Raw genomic sequence first — 18,803 nt, 5'->3', positions numbered from 1 at the left:
GCGATGGCTGACCGCTCCTTCCTCGACTGGCCTTTTTTCGAAGACGGTCACCGGCGTCTGGCCGAGGAGTTGGAGGCGTGGTGCAGACAGCATCTGTCGGACGACGAGGAAGACGACACCGATACCGCCTGCCGCACGCTGGTGCGCAAGCTGGGGGAAGGCGGGTGGCTGCGCTACTGCGTCCCCGCAGCCCATGGCGGCGTCCACGACAGACTCGATGTGCGCTCGCTCGCCCTCATCCGCGAGACGCTGGCCCGGCACTCCGGCCTGGCCGATTTCGCCTTCGCTATGCAGGGGCTCGGCTCGGGCGCCATCACCCTGTTCGGCACCGAGACGCAGAAGCAAGCCTATCTTCCCGCCGTCGCGCGCGGCGACAAGATCGCCGCTTTCGCCCTCACCGAGCCCGGTTCGGGCTCGGATGTCGCCTCCATAGAAACTGCCGTCGATGAGGCGGACGGCGGCTACGTCGTCACCGGCGCCAAAACCTATATCTCTAACGGCGGCATCGCCGATTTCTACGTCCTCTTCGCCCGCACCGGCGAGGCGCCGGGCGCGAAGGGCCTTTCCGCGTTCATCGTCGACGCCGGGACGGAAGGCCTCGACGACAGCGAGCGCATCCAGGTCATCGCCCCGCACCCGCTCGCCACGCTCCGCTTCTCGGACATGACGCTCCCCGCCTCGGCCCTGCTCGGCGCGCGGGGGCAGGGCTTCGCGCAGGCGATGGCGACGCTCGACGTCTTCCGTACCACCGTCGGCGCCGCCGCCTTGGGCTTCGCCCGCCGCGCCCTCGACGAGGCCACGAAGCGCGCCCTCACCCGCCGCCTCGGCCACGGCACGCTCGCCGACAATCCGATCACCCAGTCGAAGCTTGCCGAGATGGTGCTCGACATCGACACCTCGGCCTTGCTCATCTACCGCGCCGCCTGGCTCCGCGACGTGAAGGGCGCGCGCAACAGCCGCGAGGCGGCGCTCGCCAAGCTCCACGCCACCGACAGCGCGCAGAGCGTCATCGACAAGGCGGTGCAGCTGTTCGGCGGCCTCGGCGTTACCGTCGGCGTGCCGGTCGAGCGCCTCTATCGCGAGATCCGCGCGCTCCGCATCTATGAGGGCGCGTCGGAGGTGCAGAAGATCGTCATCGCCCGCCACCATCTCAAAGGCTACCGATCATGAAGACCCTTCTCCCGCCCGGTTGGCCCCGGCCGAAGGGCTACAGCAACGGCATTTCCGCGCGCGGCCGCATGGTGTTCACCGCCGGAGTCATCGGCTGGGACGAGACCGAGCGGTTCGTGGCCAGGGATATTCCCGGCCAGTTCCGCCAGGTGCTGAGCAACACGCTCGCCATCCTCGCCGAAGACGGCGCCGGCCCCGAGCATGTCGTGCGCATGACCTGGTACATCACCGACCGCGACGCCTATGCCGCCGCCCTCGCCGACATCGGCGCCGTCTACCGCGAGCTGATGGGCCGCCATTATCCGACCATGGCCGTCGTCCAGGTCGCCGGGCTGATCGAGCGCGATGCCCTCATCGAGATCGAAACGACGGCTGTGGTGCCGGAATGACATTACCGAATCTGCCCAAATCCGCTCATGCTGAGGAGCGGCTGAGCTTGCCGACGTCCCGTCTCGAAGCACGTCCTTCGAGATGCCATTTCGACAGGCTCAATGGCTCCTCAGGATGAGCGGGGGGAAAGAGGCATGACCATCGAACACGACACCTTCGTCCGCGACCGCCTCCCGCCCCAGGGGGCGCAGCCGGAATTCCTCTTCGATCTCCCCGAACTCCGCTACCCGGAGCGCCTCAACGCCGCCGTCGAACTCATCGACAAGGCGAACTCCGCCGCCCTTGCCGTCCTAAACGACGCGGGAGCCTGGACCTACGGCGACATGCGCGATCTCTCCGACCGCATCGCCCGGCTGCTGGTCGAGGAGGAGGGGCTCGTCCCCGGCAACCGAGTCTTCCTGCGCGGGCCCAACAACGCCATGTTGTTCGCCTGCTGGCTCGGCATCTTGAAGGCCGGCGGCGTGGTCGTCGCCACCATGCCCATCCTCCGTTCCGGCGAGATCGCGACGATCCTGGAACGCGCCCAAATCAGCCACGCCATCGTCGACGCGCGCTGCCTGGAGGACTACACCCCCGCCGCCGAGAAGACCGGCCTCGTCCGCTCGCTCCTGACCTATGTCGGCGACAGCGGTGCCGGCGCGCTGGAGGCGCGGCTCAAGCAGGTCGCCCCCGGCTTCACGCCCGTCGACACCCGCCGGGACGATCCCGCCCTTATCGCCTTCACCTCCGGCACCACGGGGAAGCCCAAGGGATGCGTCCACTATCACCGCGACATCCTCGCCTGCGCCGACGCCTTTGCCGCCAATATATTGAAGCCGAAGCCCGGCGACCGCTGGGCCTGCTCCGCGCCGATCGCCTTCACCTTCGGCCTCGGGCAGCTCCTTATCTTCCCCTTCCGCTCCGGCGGCACCGCCGTGACCATCGAGGCGCCCAGCCCCGCCGCTCTGCTCGACGCGATCGAGCGTCACAAGATCACCACCCTCGCCACCGCCCCCACCGCCTACAAGGCGATATTGGGGCTGATGAGAGAGCGTTCCCCGGGGAATAGCCTCCACACCTGCGTCTCCGCCGGCGAGCATCTCCCCGCCGCTACCTGGCGCGCCTGGAAGGAGGCGATCGGCCTCGCCATCGTCGACGGCATCGGCGCGACCGAGATGATGCACATCTTCATCTCCGCGAGTGGCGAGGCCATCCGCCCCGGCGCCACCGGCCGCGCCGTTCCCGGCTATGCCGCTACCGTCCTGGACGATGACGACCGCCCTCTGGCGACGGGCACCGGCCGTCTCGCCGTCAAGGGCCCCACCGGCTGCCGCTATTTCGACGACCCGCGCCAGGCCGATTATGTGGTGAACGGCTGGAACGTGACCGGCGACACCTACCGCCAGGACGAAGACGGCTATTTCTGGTACCTCGCCCGCTCCGACGACATGATCATCTCGTCCGGCTACAACATCGCCGCGCCCGAGGTGGAGAATGCGCTCCTCTCCCATCCGGCGGTCCAGGAATGCGCGGTGATCGGCGTCCCCTGCGAGGAGCGGGGCCAGAAGGTGAAGGCCTTCGTCGTCCCCGCCCCCGGCCATGCGCCGGGCGAGGCGCTGGCGGCCGAACTGCAAGCCCACGTCAAGGCCGCCATCGCCCCCTATAAATATCCGCGCGAGGTCGAGTTCGCCGACGCCCTCCCCAAGACCACCACCGGCAAGCTCCAGCGCTACGCGCTGCGAGAAACATAGCCTTCCGTCATTGCGAGGAGCGTAGCGACGCGGCAATCCATCCTCGCCCACCGGATTGCTTCGCTTCGCTCGCAATGACGGACAGTGCGATTGACCCTCCCGTTAACCACGAAAGTCGCTCCGGCGTCGGAACGGTTTACAAACTCTTAACGTTTGACCCTCGCGAGGCCCGTGTTTCCGCCGCTGGCCCGCTTCTTGCGAGGTTTGGCGACGATGCTCAAGAAACTGGCCCGTTTGTTCGTCATCAAGACCCGGTTCGAGGCCTTCGCCGTCATCTACGCGATCGCCGTCGGCGCCGTTAGCCGCGGCTACCATTATATGGAGGTCTATCCCGGCTTCCTCGGCTGGGTCTTCTTCGCGGCCTGCACCGGCGCGGTGTTCATGGCCGGCGCCAAGATCCTCGACGCCACCGCGCCAAAGCGAAAGCCGGGGCACGAGCGCCGACGGATCGACCGTCGCGCGCAAGCCTAGGCGCTCGTGCGCGTGGCTGGAACGGGGACTCCTGCTGAAGTGTTGAGCCCTTCGGCACGGCACGAGGATCGATGATGACCGACAGGAACGACAAGCTTCATGGCGAGGGCGGCGCGGGCGAATCCGGAGGCGGCGCCTATCCCAATCCGCACAAGGGCAGGAAGCCCAGCCAAGGCGGATATATGGGCCATGGCGGCCAGAGCGACATGGCCTATCATGGTCACGGCCGTCTCGGAGAGGACAAGGTCGGCGAAAACGCCAACGCGCCCGCCGGCGAGACCGGCGACGACGAGATCGAGGACAACAGGGGAAAGTAGGGGAGGGTCCCGTCATTCCAGCGAAAGCTGGAATCTCCTTCTTCAAGGACAAACGAGATTCCAACTTTCGCTGGAATGACGGTTTCTCGCCCTCCCTGTCCCAAATACCGGGGAATTTCACCAACTCCTGGCGCGCGCCAAGGTGCTCCTGCGCCAGTTCCGCTGAATTTTCCTCGGATTTCCGCCATTCTCCTGCTTTGGCACGGCTCTTGTAATCTTGTGTTCATCCCGCCGGAATGCGGTGGGGGAAAGCCAAGGTTCAGGAGACCGTCAATGTTTGACCTCGAGAAAATCCAGCGCAGCGCCGCTGCCATGATGGCGGCTCTCATTCTCACCAGCGTCACCGTCGGCGCCGCCGTCGGCCCGGCCCGCGCCGTCGAGACCGCGCCCGCTCAATATGCCCAGGCTCAGGTCGCGGATCAGGCCAATGCCTGACGCCGCGCCTGATCTGGTCATCGTCGGCCGGGAGGAATTGACCCCCATTCCGCCCCGGCCGACGCCCCGCCACGCACCCCGCCCGCCCCGCGCCGCCCCGCGCCGGAGCGGGATCGCCGCCCGGACCCGCGACATCATCGCCGCCAACGTGACCGATCTTCTCGACCAGGCGGAGGACCCCGCCAAGATGATCCGCCTGGTCATCGCCGAGATGGAAGAGACGCTGATCGAGGCCCGCGCCTCGGCGGCCCGGATCGTGGCCGATCGCAAGGAGATGCACCGCCGCGTCGCCCGGCTCGATATGCTCCAGGAGAGCTGGGCCGAGAAAGCCGGGCTGGCGCTGTCGAAGGACCGCGAGGATCTGGCCCGCGCCGCCCTCGCCGAGAAGCAGAAGGCCGCCGACACGGCCGCCCAGCTCGCCGCCGCGATCGCCGCGCTCGACGCAACGCTCCAGGCGTCCGACATGGACGTCGCCCGGCTCGAGGCCAGGCTGCGCGAAGCCCGAAGCCGGCGCAAGTCGTTCGTCACCCGGCTGGAAAGCGCCCAGCAGCGCGCCCGGCTCCGCGAGATGGTCGCCGGTCCCCGGGTCGAGGAGGCGTTCGCCCGCTTCGATCTGCTGGAGCGCCGCGTCGACATGGCCGAGGGCCGCGCCGCAGCGAGCCTCCTCGCCGCACCGGCCAAGGGGCTGGAGGAAGAAATCGCGGAGCTGCGGACGGCCGAGAGGGTCGAGGCGGAGCTCGCATCCATGAAAGCCGCCCGCGCCGGCGCGCGGACCTAGACATCAGGGCAGGAAGGAACATCGACATGCGCAGGAAATTCTATCTCGACCGCGGCAACGGCATGGTCATGGGCGTGCTCGCCGGCATCGCCGATTATACCGGCTGGAACGCCAAATGGCTCCGCATCGGAGCGGTGGCGGCGACGTTGCTCGGAGGCTTCCCGTGGACATTGATCGCCTATGGCGTCGCCGCCTGGCTCGCCAAGCCGAGGCCTTATGGCGCCGATCTGGATCGGGGCTACCGTCTGCCGCGCACCTCCACTTACGAGCTCAACGCCAGCATGCGCGACATCGACCGTCGCATGGCCGAGGTCGAAACCCACGTCGTCAATTCCAACGACCGCCTGGCGCGCGAGATCGAGGAACTGCGCTGAGGCGCCAAGCTGAGGGAGGATTGAACATGAGCGAACCGCTGACATGGGTCGCGCTGGCGAGCTTCGGCCTGGTGGCCTTGTCCATCGCGCTGCTGGCCGGTCTCAAGGGCTGGCAGGGCTGGCTCGATCTGAAGCGGATGGAAGTGGCCGGCAACCGCCAGTCCGAGGCGCGGTCCCCCGCCTTCGAGCGGATCGAGATGGCCGACCTCAAGGAGCGCATCCGCAAGCTCGAATCGATCGCCGCCTGCGTCGACCTGTGACCTGTTCCCCGGCGAAAGCCGGGGTCCAGTCCGGCGGTCGAAGCCGGACCCAGTCCTGCGCCGGGGAACAAGCGCCCCCGTCTTACGGCGTCCCCAGCTTGCTCCGCGTCGTCGTCCGCCGCGAACCCGAAATCTTCCACACGTCGCCGAAATCCTCATGGACCAGCGGCCCCGGCCGCTCGCCGCCCAGCGCCGCGACGATCTCCGGCACGGTGTTGCTGTGGCCGACGATCAGCACCGGCGGCGGCTCCTTCATCACTTCGGCGATGAGACCCGGCGTGTCGCGCGGGTCGTAGAGCCGGGGCGTGATCCCGAGCTTCGCCGCCAGCGGCGCGGCGGTCTGCTGGGCGCGCCTGGTGGTGCTGACGAAGATCGTCGCCGGCGCCTCCTGCCCCTCGAACCAGTCGGCAAGCAATTGCGCATGCCTTTGCCCTTCCTCGGTCAAATCCGGATCGGCGGCGCCTTCGGGCGTGTGAAGATGGCGCACCACATAATAAGTGGAAGGGGCCTGGATCGGCGCCATATAGGCGCAGGCCGCCAGGGCCAGGAGGAGTAAGGCGGCGAGGGCGGATCGAGCGAAGGTCATCGGCGAAGCTCCTGCTGCGGATATTGTTCCCCGGCGAAGGCCGGGGTCCAGTTCTGACTCCGCTGTTGGACCCCGGCTTTCGCCGGGGAACAACCGGCTTCGTCGCGCAAATCCGGTTCCGGGGCAACCGCTCGTCACAAAGGGTGCATCGCCCGGAAAAATTGGTTAGAGGGCGGCCGTCGACGGGACCCGCCTTTTCCGGCATGGTCCTTCACATCAAGGCTATGCGGGCTTGGGGAACGGGCGTCCGCGCGAGAAGGACAGGGTGCCAGGGATGCTAGAATCAGAGGAGCGTCGCAACCGTCCGGCGCTCGCCCTCCATGTCCCCGAGCCCGACGCGCGGCCCGGCGACGCGGTGGATTTCAGCCATGTCGCCATCCCCGCCGCCGGCTCGGTGCCGCGCCCGGATGTCTCGACGGCGCCGGCCGACATGCGCGATCTCGCTTATTCCCTGGTCCGCGTCCTCGACGACGACGGCAAGGCTGTCGGCCCCTGGGATCCGCGCCTCGATGCCGACACCCTGCGCCGGATGCTGCGCGACATGGCGATGGTCCGCGTCTACGACGACCGCATGTACCGCGCCCAGCGCCAGGGCAAGACTAGCTTCTACATGAAATCCACCGGCGAGGAGGCGGTGGCCGTCGCCGCCGCCCATGCGCTCGACCGCGACGACATGTGCTTCCCGACCTACCGCCAGCAGGGCCTGCTGGTGGCGCGCGATTATCCGCTGACCGAGATGATGTGCCAGGTCTATTCCAACAGCGGCGACAAGCTGAAGGGCCGCCAGCTCCCCATAATGTATTCGGACCGCGACCACGGCTTCTTCTCGATCTCGGGCAATCTCGGCACCCAATATCCGCAGGCCGTCGGCTGGGCGATGGCGTCGGCGATCAAGGGCGACAGCCGCATCGCCGCCGGCTGGATCGGCGACGGAGCGACGGCCGAAGGCGACTTCCACAACGCCGTCACCTTCGCCGCCGTCTATCGCGCGCCGGTCGTCCTCAACGTCGTCAACAACCAATGGGCGATCTCGACTTTCTCCGGCATCGCCGGCGCCGAGCTCACCACCTTCGCCGCCCGCGCGATCGGCTATGGCATTCCGGGCCTCCGCGTCGATGGCAACGATCCGCTCGCCGTCTATGCCGCGACGCGCTGGGCCGCCGACCGCGCCCGCTCCAATCTCGGCCCAACCCTGATCGAGCTCTTCACCTACCGCGTCGAAGGCCATTCGACCTCGGACGACCCGTCGGCCTATCGCCCGCAAAATGCCGGCGCGGCCTGGCCGTTGGGTGACCCGCTGGAGCGGCTGAAGCGCCACCTGATCGGCCTCGGCGAATGGGATGACGAGCGTCACGAGCAATTGCTCGCCGAATTGGGCGCCGAGGTGCGCGCCGCGCAGAAGGAGGCCGAGAAGCTCGGCACATTGGGCAATGCCGCCGCGCAGGACATCGCGTCCATGTTCGACGATGTGTTCGAGGAAATGCCTTGGCACCTCAGGGAGCAGCGCGACCAGGCGCTCGCCGAGGCGGAGGCGAAGAAGTAATGCCCGTGATGAACATGATCGAGGCGATCAACAGCGCCCACGACGTGATGATGGAGCGCGATCCCGACACCGTGGTGATGGGCGAGGACGTCGGCTATTTCGGCGGCGTCTTCCGCGCCACCGCCCATCTCCAGAAGAAATATGGCCGGGCCCGCGTGTTCGACACCCCGATCGCCGAGGGCGGCATCATGGGCGTCGCCATCGGCATGGCCGCTTATGGTTTGAGGCCCATCGCCGAAATTCAGTTCGCCGATTACATCTATCCCGCTTTCGACCAGATCGTCTCCGAAGCCGGGCGGATGCGCTACCGCACGGCCGGCGAATGGACTTTGCCGATCGTCGTGCGCTCGCCTTATGGCGGCGGCATCTTCGGCGGCCAGACCCACAGCCAGAGCCCCGAGGCCCTGTTCGCCCATATCTGCGGCATCAAGACGGTCATCCCGTCCAACCCCTATGACGCCAAGGGCCTGCTCATCGCCGCGATCGAGGATCCGGACCCGGTCATCTTCTTCGAGCCCAAGCGCATCTATAACGGCCCGTTCGACGGCTATTATGAGCGCCCCGTCACGCCCTGGGCGAAGCACCCGGCGGCCGAAGTGCCCGAGGGTCATTACACCGTCCCTCTCGGCAAGGCGGCGGTCGTGCGCGAGGGCGGCGACGTCACCATTCTCGCTTACGGCACGATGGTGCATGTCGCGCTCGCTACCGCCGAGGCGGAGGGCATCGACGCCGAGGTGATCGACCTTCGCACCATCGTCCCCGTCGACATCGAGACGGTCGAGGCAAGCGTGAAGAAGACGGGGCGCTGCGTCGTCTTCCACGAAGCGACCCGCACCGCCGGCTTCGGGGCCGAGCTCTCCGCGCTGGTCCAGGAGCGCTGCTTCTACCATCTCGAAGCCCCGGTGCAGCGCGTCACCGGCTTCGACACCCCCTATCCGCATTCGCTCGAATGGGCCTATTTTCCGGGGCCGGTCCGCCTGGGGCTGGCGCTCAAGAAAGCATTGGAGGACTGATCGGCCATGGCCCGCTTCGAATTCAAGCTTCCCGATATCGGCGAAGGCATCGCCGAGGCCGAGATCGTCGCCTTGCACGTCAAGGTCGGCGACAGGGTCGAGGAAGACCAGCAGCTCGCCGACATGATGACCGACAAGGCGACGGTGGAGATGGAGTCTCCCGTCGCCGGCACGGTGGTGCGGATCGCGGGCGAGGTCGGCGACCAGATCGCGATCGGCGCGGTGCTGGTCGAGTTCGAGACCGACGCCGACAGCGCCGCGGCGGCGGAGACGGGCGAAGAAGCTCCGCTCGCCGACGGCCTGGTCGATACGACCGAAGGGCTGGAAGAAGCCGTCCCGACCACCGAGATCGCCTATCGCGAGGGCGACGAGCGGCGCGGCGACGACCGCCGTCAAGGGGAGCGGCGGGAGACGAACCGCGGCGAACCCGACCGCCGCCAAAGCGAGAGGCGGGACGAAGAGCGTAGAAACGAAGATCCGTTCGTGTCGAGCGAAGTCGAGACACCCCCCCGAGCGCAGACGAGGGCGGGAAGCGGTGAAGGTCTCGGCTCCCATCGACAGGATGTCTCGACTTCGCTCGACACGAACGGAGCGGGAAAGAGGCACGTCCTCGCGTCCCCCGCCGTCCGCCAGCGCGCCCGCGACCTCGGCATCGACTTGGGGCAGGTGCACGCCGCCGGCGACCGCATCCGCCACGCCGACCTCGATTCCTATTTGCTCTACAACGGGGGCTCCGTCTCCCGCGCGGGCGCCGTCCGCCGCCAGGACGAAGCCATCAAGGTCGTCGGCCTGCGCCGCAAGATCGCCGAGAATATGCAGGCGGCCAAGCGCCACATCCCGCATTTCACCTATGTCGACGAAGTCAATGTCACCGCGCTGGAGCAGACCCGCGCGATGATGAACGCGGATCGCGGCTCGAACCCCAAGCTTACTTTGCTGCCCTTCCTCATCACGGGCATGTGCCGGACGCTGCCGGACTTCCCGATGCTCAACGCGCGCTATGACGACGAGGCGAACGTCATCAACCGCTCGGGCGCCGTCCACATGGGCATGGCGACGCAGACCGACAACGGCCTCTCCGTCGCCGTCATCCGCGACTCGCAGGACCGGACCGTCTGGGATCTGGCGCGCGAAATCGCCCGCCTCGCCGAGGCCACCCGCGCCGGCAAGGCGACGCGCGAGGAGCTTTCCGGCTCGACCATCACCATCTCCAGCCTCGGCCCGATGGGCGGTCTCGTCTCCACCCCGGTCATCAACCGCCCGGAAGTCGCGATCATCGCCGTCAACAAGGTCAAGGAAATGCCGGTCGTGATCGACGGCGATCTCGAAATCCGCAAGATGATGAACCTCAGCCTGTCCTGCGACCACCGCGTCGTCGACGGCTGGGACGCGGCGAGCTTCATCCAGGCCTTGAAGAAGCTGCTGGAAAGCCCGCTGAAGCTGCTGTCGCTGAGCTGAGGGAATGATCGAGCAGCTCCTGGGGTCGGACAATTTCAATATCCTGCCGCACCTGGCCGCGCTTGCCATCGCTTACGCGCTCGCTTTTCCGATCGGCTGGAACCGCGAGCAGGAGGAAAGGAGCGCGGGGCTGCGCACCTTCCCGCTGGTCGCCGTGGCGACCTGCGGCTTCATCCAGGCGGCCGAATCCCTCACCGCGTCCAGCCCTGAGGCGATGGCGCGGATCATCGAGGGCCTCATCACCGGCATGGGCTTCATCGGCGGCGGCGCCATCCTCCGCCTCCAGGATTCGGTCAAGGGCACCGCGACGGCCGCCAGCCTCTGGGTCACCGGCGCGATCGGGGTAGCGGCGGGGCTCGGCAGCTACGATGTCGCCGTGATGCTCTCGCTCGTGACGGTGGTCACCTTGTGGCTGCTCTCGCCGCTCAAGGACCCCGAAAGGGAGGCCGAGATCGCGGGCGACAAGACCCTCCACGCGCCCGAAGAATAAGCGCTCTCTTTGCTCTCCCCTCCCTGGAAGGGAGGGGCCGGGGGTGGGTACGCGCGAAGCGCGTGCTTGCTTTCGCGCACCTGTGCCGGAGCGTCCGTTTGGCGGGGGCGGGACTGCGCAATGGGTCGAACTCGGACCCTTGCCGCAGCATGTAGGCTTGCCTTGCGACGCCAAAGGAGAGCATTAATACTCACAGCAGGGAGGGAACATCATGGCCGCTGCATTGCCCCCATCGCCACCGCCCTGGTTCCGGATCGTCGGGCTGGTCGCCGTCCTTTGGAATGCGTTCGGCGTCGCGATGTATCTGAGTTCGGTGGGTGTTTTCGGTGATCCTATGGCGGGGCTTTCCGAAGCCGAGCGCGCGGCGGCCTCCTCGATCCCGGGCTGGATCACCGGAGCGTTCGCGATCGGCACGTTCGCCGGTTTGTTCGCAAGCCTCGGCCTGGTGCTGCGAAAGGGCTGGGCGGCGCCCATGTTCATCGTCTCTCTCGTCGCCTTGCTTTTGCTCGAAGGCTGGATCGTCCTCTTCAGCGGCGCCCTGGAGATTTTCGGTATCGCCGTACCGATCATGGTCAGCGCCGGCGCGATCCTGCTTGCCTGGATCGCGATTCACGCCCGCCGTCGCGGCTGGCTATCCGATGCGCCGGAGCTATAAGCTGAATGGCCGTTTCCCACGGTGGAAAGCCGACATTCGGAGTGTCAGGCGCTATCCGGCAACCTGCCTCGAAACTTCTGATCCAGTTCGTCATCGTCTGACGGAACATCGCTCCAGCGCAACAGGCTCCTCCACCAAATCGAACGTCAGCTGTTGAGCGTCTGGAACGGCTGGGACGCGGACATTCAGTCAGATGGTGACGGCCCTGCATCATACAGCGATCCGCTGCCCCACATCGGCGGCAGATCGAGGTCGGTCTGATCGAGGTAAGTGAGCTTGCCAGCCTTGTATTCATGGCTTTCGGAGAGTTCCGCGTGAACGGTTCTCATGGCGAGCATCAGCGCTTGAACACTGTCGATCCCCGCAGCATCTCTACTGCGGTCTTGGCCCAGCCCAATGATCCGCCAGCGACAGCGGTATTCCCCGCCGGGGGCGAGGCGGGCTGTTCGAAGCGGGCCAGCACTTTTCCATGTGGAGCCTCGAACGAGCGCTCCACGAATAATCCGCTCACGCAATCCTCCTGCAACCTGCTGACTGATTATGAGCGCGCCGCCGAATGTGCGCTATGTCAATGCAGCCATTCACTCTACCCACTTTCCTACACCCGTGCGTCCGCGATACGATCGGCCATGCGCTTCCCACCCAACCCGGCACCGCCGCTCCTTTCCCGATCCGGTCGCCGGCGGCCGGCGCCCCTCTTCGCGCGCGACTTGCCGAAAAAGACGCCTGTCACCGGGAACATTGGGAACTTTGGCGGTGGAAATCGGGGCGTTCGCTGTTACGAGCCGGGGCCGACATGCTGAACCGAACCCGATCCGCCGATCTCGACGCCCTTCGCCTTCTGGACGACCGCCTGCGCTGGCTGTCGGCATGGACGATCCACAATGCCAATCATCTGCGCGAATCGACCGACGGGCTCAAGGTCGGCGGCCACCAGGCGTCATGCGCGTCGATGACGGCGATCATGGCGGCGCTCTATTTCCACGCGCTCGGCCCCAACGACAAGGTCGCGGTCAAGCCCCATGCCGGGCCGGTGCTGCACGCCATCCATTATCTGCTCGGGTCGCAATCCCGCGAGCAGCTCGAGAATTTCCGCGGCTTCGGCGGGATGCAGAGCTATCCGAGCCGGACCAAGGACCGCATCCCCGTCGATTTCTCGACCGGCTCGGTCGGCCTGGGCGTCGCGATTACCGCTTTCGCCAGCTTGATCCAGGATTATCTCCTCGCCCATGGGCTGATGCAGCCGGAGGAAGCGGGCCGGATGGTGGCCTTGATGGGCGATGCCGAGCTCGACGAAGGCAATATCTACGAATGTCTGATCGAGGCCTACAAGCATGACATCCGCAATTGCTGGTGGATCGTCGACTATAACCGCCAGTCGCTCGACGCGACCACGGCCGACCGGATGTTCAGCCGCTTCGACGAGATTTTCGCGAGCTGCGGCTGGCGGGTAGTGACGCTCAAATATGGCAAGCGGCTCGAGGCCGCCTTCACGGAAGAGGGCGGCGAGGCGCTCAAGCGCTGGATCGACGAGTGCGGCAACGCCGATTATGCGGCGCTCACCTATCTCGGCGGCGCGGCCTGGCGCGAGCGGCTGCTGAAGGACGCGCCGGCTTGCGCGCCGATCCTCGACGCGCGCGACGACGACGCGCTGGCGGCCTTGATGACCAATCTGGGCGGCCACGACATGGAGGCTTTGGTCGAGGCGTTCGACACGGCGCAAGACGATGTGCCGACGCTGTTCATCGCCTACACGATCAAGGGCCAGGGCCTGCCCTTCGCGGGGCACAAGGACAATCATGCCGGCCTGATGAATCCCGGCCAGATCGCGGCGTTGCGTGAAAAGATGGGGATCGCGCAAGGCGAGGAATGGGAGCCTTATGCCGGCCTTGGCGACAACAGCGCCGAAGCCGCGCGGATGCTGGTCGAGAGAAGCGGGGTCGCGAAGGTCAAGCGCGAGAGGCCATGGAATGTGGCCGAAGTCCCCTTTATTCCCGCCCCTGCGGGCGACGAGCAATCGACCCAGGCGGCGTTCGGCAAGATCCTGCTTGACCTCAGCCGCGCCGGCGGAGCCTTGGCCGACCGGATCGTCACCACCTCGCCGGACGTCACCGTCTCGACCAACCTCGGCGCCTGGGTCAACCAGCGCGGGCTGTTCCGGCGCTCGGAACTCGCCGACGTCTTTGCCGCCGCCAAGATTCCCTCGGCCCAGAAATGGGGCGGGCACCAGGCCGGCCAGCATATCGAGCTTGGCATTGCCGAGAATAATCTGTTCCTGATGCTGGCCGCATTGGGTCTCGCCGGCGATGTCTTCGGCGAGCGCCTGTTCCCGATCGGCACCGTCTATGATCCGTTCATCGCCCGCGGCCTCGATGCGCTCAATTACGCTTGCTATCAGGATGCCCGCTTCATGCTGGTCGCAACACCGTCGGGCGTGACCCTGGGGCCGGAGGGCGGCGCCCACCAGTCGATCAATCCGCCGCTCATCGCCTTGGGCCAGCCGGGCCTCAGGCATTACGAGCCGGCCTTCGTCGATGAGCTGGCTCTGCTGATGGAGGAAGGTTTCCGCCTCATGCAGGCCGATGACGGCGAGAGCGTCTATCTCCGCCTCACCACGCGCACCATCCGCCAGGTTGAGCGGACCGACGACAGCTGGAAGGCCGGTGCGATCCAAGGCGGCTACTGGCTTCGCGAGCCCGCGCCGGGCGCCGAGGCGGCGCTCGTTTATTGCGGCGCCATCGCTCCCGAGGCGCTCGCCGCCTGGGAGGCGCTGAAGGACGATGTCCCCGGCCTCGGCCTGCTCGCCATCACCTCGCCCGACCTGCTCCATCGCGGCTGGAGCGCGCGTCGCAGCGGCCGCTGGGCGGGGAAGGGCGCGGAGCCGAGCCACGTCGAAACCCTGCTCGCGCCGCTCTCGCGCGACGCCGGCCTCGTCACCCTGCTCGACGGCTCCCCCGCCGCGCTCTCCTGGCTCGGCGGCGTCCTCGGCCACCGTATCAGCCCCCTCGGCCTCGACCGCTTCGGCCAGACCGGCAGCCTTGAAGACCTTTACCGCCATTACCGCCTGGACGTGGACGCGATCGTCGAAGCGGCGGCCGAACTGTTCCTCGATTGAGGAACCTTGACGCCTGTCTTTCGCTATATCCAAAACGCTTTGGATTTAAGGAGACACATATGATCGGCAGAATTATCGGCGCCGCCGTCGGCAAGAGAATGGCCGGCCGCCATCAAGGCGCCAAGGGGATGCTGATCGGCGCGCTGGCACCTACCGTTATCCGCCGCGCCTTCGGGCCGCTCGGCCTCGCCATCGGCGGCGGCTATCTTGCCAAGAAATATTACGACAACCGTAAGACTCACCGCCCCAAATACTGATAGCCGCCGGTCACGATTCCAGCGTCCAGATCGCGGCGATCAGCGCCATCGCCGCGATCACCATGCCGCCGGCGATCAGCCGGAGGTTCATCTTGCGCGCGGTCTTCACCGCGTGGGTCTCAAGCCGCTCGATGACCGAACAGGCGCGCCGCTCGGCCGACACGAAGATGAAGATGCCGATCGCCAGGATGATAGTCGCGATCGCCTTGGGCACCCAGGCCGGCTCGATCCGCTGAAACAGGGCGTTGAAGCCCAGCCCGATGCCGACGGCGGCGAGACCGGTGCGCATCCATCCCGCGAAGGTTCGCTCGTTGGCGAGGATCGTCCGGTCCTCGGCCATGTCGGTCCGGGTCTCGGCTAGCTTTTCCCGCGCGTCGTCGGCCATGACTCTCCTCCCGCGCCGCTCAGCGCGCCGCTTCGGGCTGGTCGCCCGCCGGCGGGGCTTCGTCTTCGCCCGGCGGCGGAGGCGGCGCGATGATCGGGATGTCGATCGGTTCGCGATCCTCGTCCTGCGGGAAAGGATCGGCCCGGATGACCACCGCCTCGTTGCCGATGTCGATGTCCATCTGGATCCCGGGATCGATCGGGATGGTGACGGGCGGCGGCGCGACCCGACGCGGCGGAGCCTGGCGCGGCGCCGCGCGCCGTTCCGGCTCGGTCTCGATCGCGCGGGACATGAAGTCGCGCCAGATGCGCGCCGGCATGCCGCCGCCGTGAATGCCCTTCAGCGGACTATTGTCGTCATTGCCGATCCAGATCCCGGTCACCAGATCGCCGGCGAAGCCGATGAAGATGGCGTCGCGATTGTCCTGCGTCGTCCCGGTCTTGCCGAACGTCTCGGTGCGGAGCACCGCCGCGCGTCCCGTTCCTTCGTTGGCGGCGGCCCACAGGAGATCGAGCAGCATCGGCCAGGTCGACCGCGCATTGAACTTCCTGATCCTCGCCCGCAGCGAATCGAACCAGCCTTGCTCGGCGGCCGGAAGGCCATGCGGCCGCACCGGGTAATTGCCGTTCGCGACCGCGGCATAAGCGGCGACCAGCTCGATCAGCCTGGTCCCCGATGTTCCCAAAGCGAGGCTGGGGGTGGGCTTCAATTCCGTCGAGATGCCGAGGTCGCGCGCGGCCGCGATGACATTCTCGCGGCCGACAGTCTCCTGCAGTCGCACGGCGGCGACGTTGCTCGATCGGGCGAAGGCCTCGCGCAAGGTGACGGAACCGCGATAGCGCGCGTCGCTATTTTCCGGCGACCAGCCGTCGATGGTGACGGGTTCATCCAGGATCGTGGATTCCGGATTCATGCCGGCCCTCAGCGCCGCCAGATAAACGAAGAGCTTGAAGGAAGAGCCGGGCTGACGGACGGCCTGGGTGGCGCGGTTGAACGGGCTCTTGCCGTAATTCTTGCCGCCGATCATCGCGACGACCCGCCCATCCGGCCGCATCGCCACCAAAGCGACCTGCGCGCCGCCCAGATTGGCGCGGCGGATGGCGTTCACCGCCTGGCGCTGGAGGTCGTCGTCGAGAGTCGTCTCGATCGTCTGCTCGCCATAGCCCCATTCGACGGCGGCGCGGGCCTGGGGGAAGACCCAGTCGGCGAAATAGCTGCCCTTGGGGAGGTCCTTGGCCGGGCCGAGATCGAGCTTCACCGGCGGCACGTCCGCCGCCTCGGCCTCGGTCAGCAAGCCGGCCTCGACCATCGCGCCCAGGACGGTTCGGGTCCGCGCCCGCGCGCCTTCCATGTTGCTGGTCGGGTTGAGGCGGGACGGCGCCTTCATCAAGCCCGCCAGCATCGCCGCCTGGCCGGCAGTCAGCTCTTCCGGGGGGCGATCGAAATAATGGTGGGCGGCGGCGCGCAGACCATAGACATTGTCGCCGAAATAGACGCTGGAAAGGTAGCGGGAGAGAATCTCCTCCTTGCTCAGCCACGCCTCCAGCCAGACCGCGATCAGCGCCTCGCGGAGCTTGCGGGTCGCGGTCTGGTCGGAGCTCAGGAAAGCGAGCTTGGCGAGTTGCTGGGTGATGGTGCTGCCGCCCTCGACCACTCCTCCCGCCAAAGCGTTGCGCGCGGCGGCGCGGACGATCCCCCAGGGGTCGATGCCGCTATGGTCGTAGAAGCGGCGGTCCTCGATGGCGAGGAAGGCATTTGCCACATGGTCGGGAAGCGCCTCGACCGTCACCGGCGCGTCGGTGATCGCGCCGCGGCGGGCGATGGGCGTGCCGTCGGCCGAAAGCAGGGTCAGGGCCGGCGCCGTGATCGGCTGAAGCGACTTGGAAAGCGGCGCCGTGACCGCGAGATAGCCGGCGAGGAGGAGCAATGCGGCGAGCAGGATGGCGGCGACCCGCCACCGCCGCCGCGATCCGTTCCGGCCCTCCTCGGCAGGCGCCGGGACGGCCTGCCCGACGGGCTCCATTTGCGGCGCGAGCGGCTGATCGTCGAGCAGCATCAGGCGGAACTCGGGGTGAAAAGGCGGCGGGACTGGAAACGCATGGCTTACCCTTGCTTATCCCAGCCGAACGGAGGGTGAATTGATTTGTTGCGTATCGAGGCGCTCCGGCAGGATGGTGGCAGCGGTCACTTCCAACTCCGCCAGACCCGAGGGCCAGTTTCCACCCGTCACCAGCGCCTCTGCGATTTCGGCCATGGCGGGCGCGGTCTGGAGACCGTAGCCGCCCTGTCCCGCCAGCCAGAAGAAGCCCGGAGCGTCGGCGGCGAAGCCGGCCGTGGGGACTCGATCGGCGACGAAGGAGCGGAGGCCCGCCCAGCTGTGCGCGATCCGTCGGACGGGGAGAATCGTATATTGCTCCACCTTCGATGCGGCGAGCGCGATGTCATAGTCTTCCGGCTGGCAGTCGGAGGGTTCGCTCGGTACCTCGTCGACGGGAGAGGCGATCAGCTTGCCGGCTTCGGGCAACAGATAGAAATCGTCGACGACCGTCTTGACGAACGGCCAGCCGCGAACGTCCGCCTCGGGCGGCGGGTCGATCACGATGATCGTGCGCCGCTTGGGCTCAAGCCGGAGCGGCCGGACCCCGGCGGTGGCGGCGACCGCATCGGCCCAGGCGCCAGCGGCGTTGACGAGGATGGGCGCGCGCCATTCCTCCCCGGCTTCCGAGCGGACGCGCCAGTCCGCGCTTTGCCTCTCGATCGTCGAGATGCGATGGCCGAGGTGGACGGTGCCGCCGGCGCCGCGCACCGCCCGGGCATAGCCCTGGAGCAGCGCATCGGCGTCGAGCCGCAGCCCGTCCGGATCGACGACGCCCCCGACCGCTCCGTCCCGCCCCGTCTTGAGGATAGGCACCATCGTCTTCATGCCGGGTGCATCGATCAACCTCAGATCGTCGGTGAACCGCGCCATGGCTTGATGGAGGCGGTCCAACGGGTCGAGCATCTCTTCGGTGGCGATAAACAGGGCCGCCGCGCGCCGGCTCAACGGGACGGGAGAGAAGTCCGCGGCTGCCTCTTCGAAGAACCGACGGCTGTAGGCGGTGAGCCCGCGCACCGTCTCATCGCCGATGCCGTAATGGGAGAATGTCGCGCTTCTGCCCGAGGAATGATAGCCGATCGCATCCTCGGCCTCGACGACCGCGACCCGCCCGTGGCGGGCCAGCCGCGCCGCCGCCGACAGGCCCGCCACGCCGGCGCCGATCACGATGAAGTCGGCATTGCTCATTGCGCCTCCGCGGATTTCCCCGGCGGCGGTCTATAGGGGCTGGGGCCGGCACTCGCCACCCGCGACGGCGTACCGGCCCAATGAAAAATGTCC

The 18,803-nt window shown here is 67.2% G+C and carries 21 protein-coding genes; 16 read left to right on the top strand and 5 right to left on the bottom strand.

Annotated features, from left to right (window positions below; genetic code table 11):
- Nucleotides 1-3 precede the first annotated feature (3 nt).
- From ACFQRC_RS04690 to ACFQRC_RS04650, 9 genes are all read left to right on the top strand, one after another.
- Nucleotides 4-1,170 carry an acyl-CoA dehydrogenase family protein gene (locus ACFQRC_RS04690; protein WP_379958301.1) on the top strand — a complete coding sequence of 389 codons (1,167 nt, stop codon included), beginning with the start codon at nucleotides 4-6 and terminating at the stop codon, nucleotides 1,168-1,170.
- Nucleotides 1,167-1,559, top strand: a complete 393-nt coding sequence (locus tag ACFQRC_RS04685; protein WP_379958298.1) for a RidA family protein — start codon at nucleotides 1,167-1,169, stop codon at nucleotides 1,557-1,559. The genes ACFQRC_RS04690 and ACFQRC_RS04685 overlap by 4 nt, the downstream gene beginning before the upstream one ends.
- Nucleotides 1,560-1,694: 135 nt before the next feature.
- Entirely contained in the window at nucleotides 1,695-3,290 is a 1,596-nt protein-coding gene (locus ACFQRC_RS04680; protein ID WP_379958295.1) for an AMP-binding protein, read from the top strand.
- A gap of 213 nt (nucleotides 3,291-3,503) precedes the next feature.
- Nucleotides 3,504-3,761, top strand: coding sequence for a hypothetical protein (locus ACFQRC_RS04675; protein WP_379958293.1), 258 nt, complete (start codon nucleotides 3,504-3,506; stop codon nucleotides 3,759-3,761).
- 74 nt (nucleotides 3,762-3,835) lie between these two features.
- On the top strand, nucleotides 3,836-4,078 hold the full coding sequence (locus tag ACFQRC_RS04670; protein WP_379958290.1) for a hypothetical protein: 243 nt from the start codon (nucleotides 3,836-3,838) through the stop codon (nucleotides 4,076-4,078).
- Nucleotides 4,079-4,351: 273 nt separating this feature from the next.
- Nucleotides 4,352-4,513 carry a hypothetical protein gene (locus tag ACFQRC_RS04665; RefSeq protein WP_379958287.1) on the top strand — a complete coding sequence of 54 codons (162 nt, stop codon included), beginning with the start codon at nucleotides 4,352-4,354 and terminating at the stop codon, nucleotides 4,511-4,513.
- Nucleotides 4,506-5,291: a PspA/IM30 family protein gene (locus ACFQRC_RS04660; protein WP_379958284.1), complete on the top strand. Its 786-nt coding sequence runs from the start codon at nucleotides 4,506-4,508 to the stop codon at nucleotides 5,289-5,291. Before ACFQRC_RS04665 ends, ACFQRC_RS04660 begins: the two co-directional genes overlap by 8 nt.
- A 26-nt stretch (nucleotides 5,292-5,317) precedes the next feature.
- A complete protein-coding gene (locus ACFQRC_RS04655; protein ID WP_379958282.1) occupies nucleotides 5,318-5,665 on the top strand; it encodes a PspC domain-containing protein in 348 nt (115 codons plus the stop codon).
- Between the two features lie 26 nt (nucleotides 5,666-5,691).
- Nucleotides 5,692-5,925: a hypothetical protein gene (locus ACFQRC_RS04650; RefSeq protein WP_379958279.1), complete on the top strand. Its 234-nt coding sequence runs from the start codon at nucleotides 5,692-5,694 to the stop codon at nucleotides 5,923-5,925.
- Nucleotides 5,926-6,007: 82 nt separating this feature from the next.
- Here ACFQRC_RS04650 and ACFQRC_RS04645 read toward each other — a convergent pair whose 3' ends face one another.
- Entirely contained in the window at nucleotides 6,008-6,511 is a 504-nt protein-coding gene (locus ACFQRC_RS04645) for a SixA phosphatase family protein (protein ID WP_379958277.1), read from the bottom strand.
- A 274-nt stretch (nucleotides 6,512-6,785) separates the two neighbouring features.
- Here ACFQRC_RS04645 and ACFQRC_RS04640 point away from each other — a divergent pair, with 274 nt between their 5' ends.
- The 5 genes from ACFQRC_RS04640 (at nucleotide 6,786) to ACFQRC_RS04620 (ending at nucleotide 11,670) form a co-directional block, all read left to right on the top strand.
- Nucleotides 6,786-8,054, top strand: coding sequence for a 3-methyl-2-oxobutanoate dehydrogenase (2-methylpropanoyl-transferring) subunit alpha (locus ACFQRC_RS04640; protein WP_379958274.1), 1,269 nt, complete (start codon nucleotides 6,786-6,788; stop codon nucleotides 8,052-8,054).
- Nucleotides 8,054-9,067 (top strand): alpha-ketoacid dehydrogenase subunit beta, encoded by a 1,014-nt coding sequence (locus ACFQRC_RS04635; RefSeq protein ID WP_379958271.1) that lies wholly within the window; start codon nucleotides 8,054-8,056, stop codon nucleotides 9,065-9,067. Before ACFQRC_RS04640 ends, ACFQRC_RS04635 begins: the two co-directional genes overlap by 1 nt.
- A gap of 6 nt (nucleotides 9,068-9,073) precedes the next feature.
- The gene (locus ACFQRC_RS04630) at nucleotides 9,074-10,525 is read left to right on the top strand and encodes a dihydrolipoamide acetyltransferase family protein (RefSeq protein WP_379958269.1); all 1,452 of its coding nucleotides are present in this window, start codon (nucleotides 9,074-9,076) and stop codon (nucleotides 10,523-10,525) included.
- Between the two features lie 4 nt (nucleotides 10,526-10,529).
- On the top strand, nucleotides 10,530-11,015 hold the full coding sequence (locus tag ACFQRC_RS04625; RefSeq protein ID WP_379958266.1) for an MgtC/SapB family protein: 486 nt from the start codon (nucleotides 10,530-10,532) through the stop codon (nucleotides 11,013-11,015).
- Between the two features lie 211 nt (nucleotides 11,016-11,226).
- Nucleotides 11,227-11,670 (top strand): hypothetical protein, encoded by a 444-nt coding sequence (locus ACFQRC_RS04620; protein ID WP_379958263.1) that lies wholly within the window; start codon nucleotides 11,227-11,229, stop codon nucleotides 11,668-11,670.
- Between the two features lie 185 nt (nucleotides 11,671-11,855).
- Here ACFQRC_RS04620 and ACFQRC_RS04615 read toward each other — a convergent pair whose 3' ends face one another.
- Nucleotides 11,856-12,185, bottom strand: coding sequence for a DUF6968 family protein (locus ACFQRC_RS04615; protein WP_379958261.1), 330 nt, complete (start codon nucleotides 12,183-12,185; stop codon nucleotides 11,856-11,858).
- 281 nt (nucleotides 12,186-12,466) lie between these two features.
- Here ACFQRC_RS04615 and ACFQRC_RS04610 point away from each other — a divergent pair, with 281 nt between their 5' ends.
- Both ACFQRC_RS04610 and ACFQRC_RS04605 read left to right on the top strand, forming a co-directional pair.
- Complete coding sequence (locus ACFQRC_RS04610) at nucleotides 12,467-14,785, top strand: transketolase (protein ID WP_379958259.1); 2,319 nt, start codon at nucleotides 12,467-12,469, stop codon at nucleotides 14,783-14,785.
- A gap of 59 nt (nucleotides 14,786-14,844) precedes the next feature.
- Entirely contained in the window at nucleotides 14,845-15,042 is a 198-nt protein-coding gene (locus ACFQRC_RS04605; RefSeq protein ID WP_379958257.1) for a hypothetical protein, read from the top strand.
- Nucleotides 15,043-15,052: 10 nt separating this feature from the next.
- Here ACFQRC_RS04605 and ACFQRC_RS04600 read toward each other — a convergent pair whose 3' ends face one another.
- Genes ACFQRC_RS04600 through ACFQRC_RS04590 form a run of 3 tightly spaced genes read right to left on the bottom strand, consistent with a single transcriptional unit; the run spans nucleotide 15,053 to nucleotide 18,710 of the window.
- Nucleotides 15,053-15,427 (bottom strand): YidH family protein, encoded by a 375-nt coding sequence (locus ACFQRC_RS04600; protein ID WP_379958255.1) that lies wholly within the window; start codon nucleotides 15,425-15,427, stop codon nucleotides 15,053-15,055.
- A 19-nt stretch (nucleotides 15,428-15,446) separates the two neighbouring features.
- Nucleotides 15,447-17,483, bottom strand: a complete 2,037-nt coding sequence (locus ACFQRC_RS04595) for a transglycosylase domain-containing protein (protein WP_379958253.1) — start codon at nucleotides 17,481-17,483, stop codon at nucleotides 15,447-15,449.
- Nucleotides 17,484-17,540: 57 nt separating this feature from the next.
- On the bottom strand, nucleotides 17,541-18,710 hold the full coding sequence (locus ACFQRC_RS04590) for an NAD(P)/FAD-dependent oxidoreductase (protein WP_379958251.1): 1,170 nt from the start codon (nucleotides 18,708-18,710) through the stop codon (nucleotides 17,541-17,543).
- Nucleotides 18,711-18,803: the final 93 nt, after the last annotated feature.

The organism is Enterovirga sp. GCM10030262, from assembly GCF_042666435.1.
In the GTDB taxonomy this organism is placed as follows: domain Bacteria; phylum Pseudomonadota; class Alphaproteobacteria; order Sphingomonadales; family Sphingomonadaceae; genus Allosphingosinicella.
The sequence above is the reverse complement of the archived record's forward strand: the minus strand, read 5'-3'. Positions and strand labels throughout refer to the sequence as shown.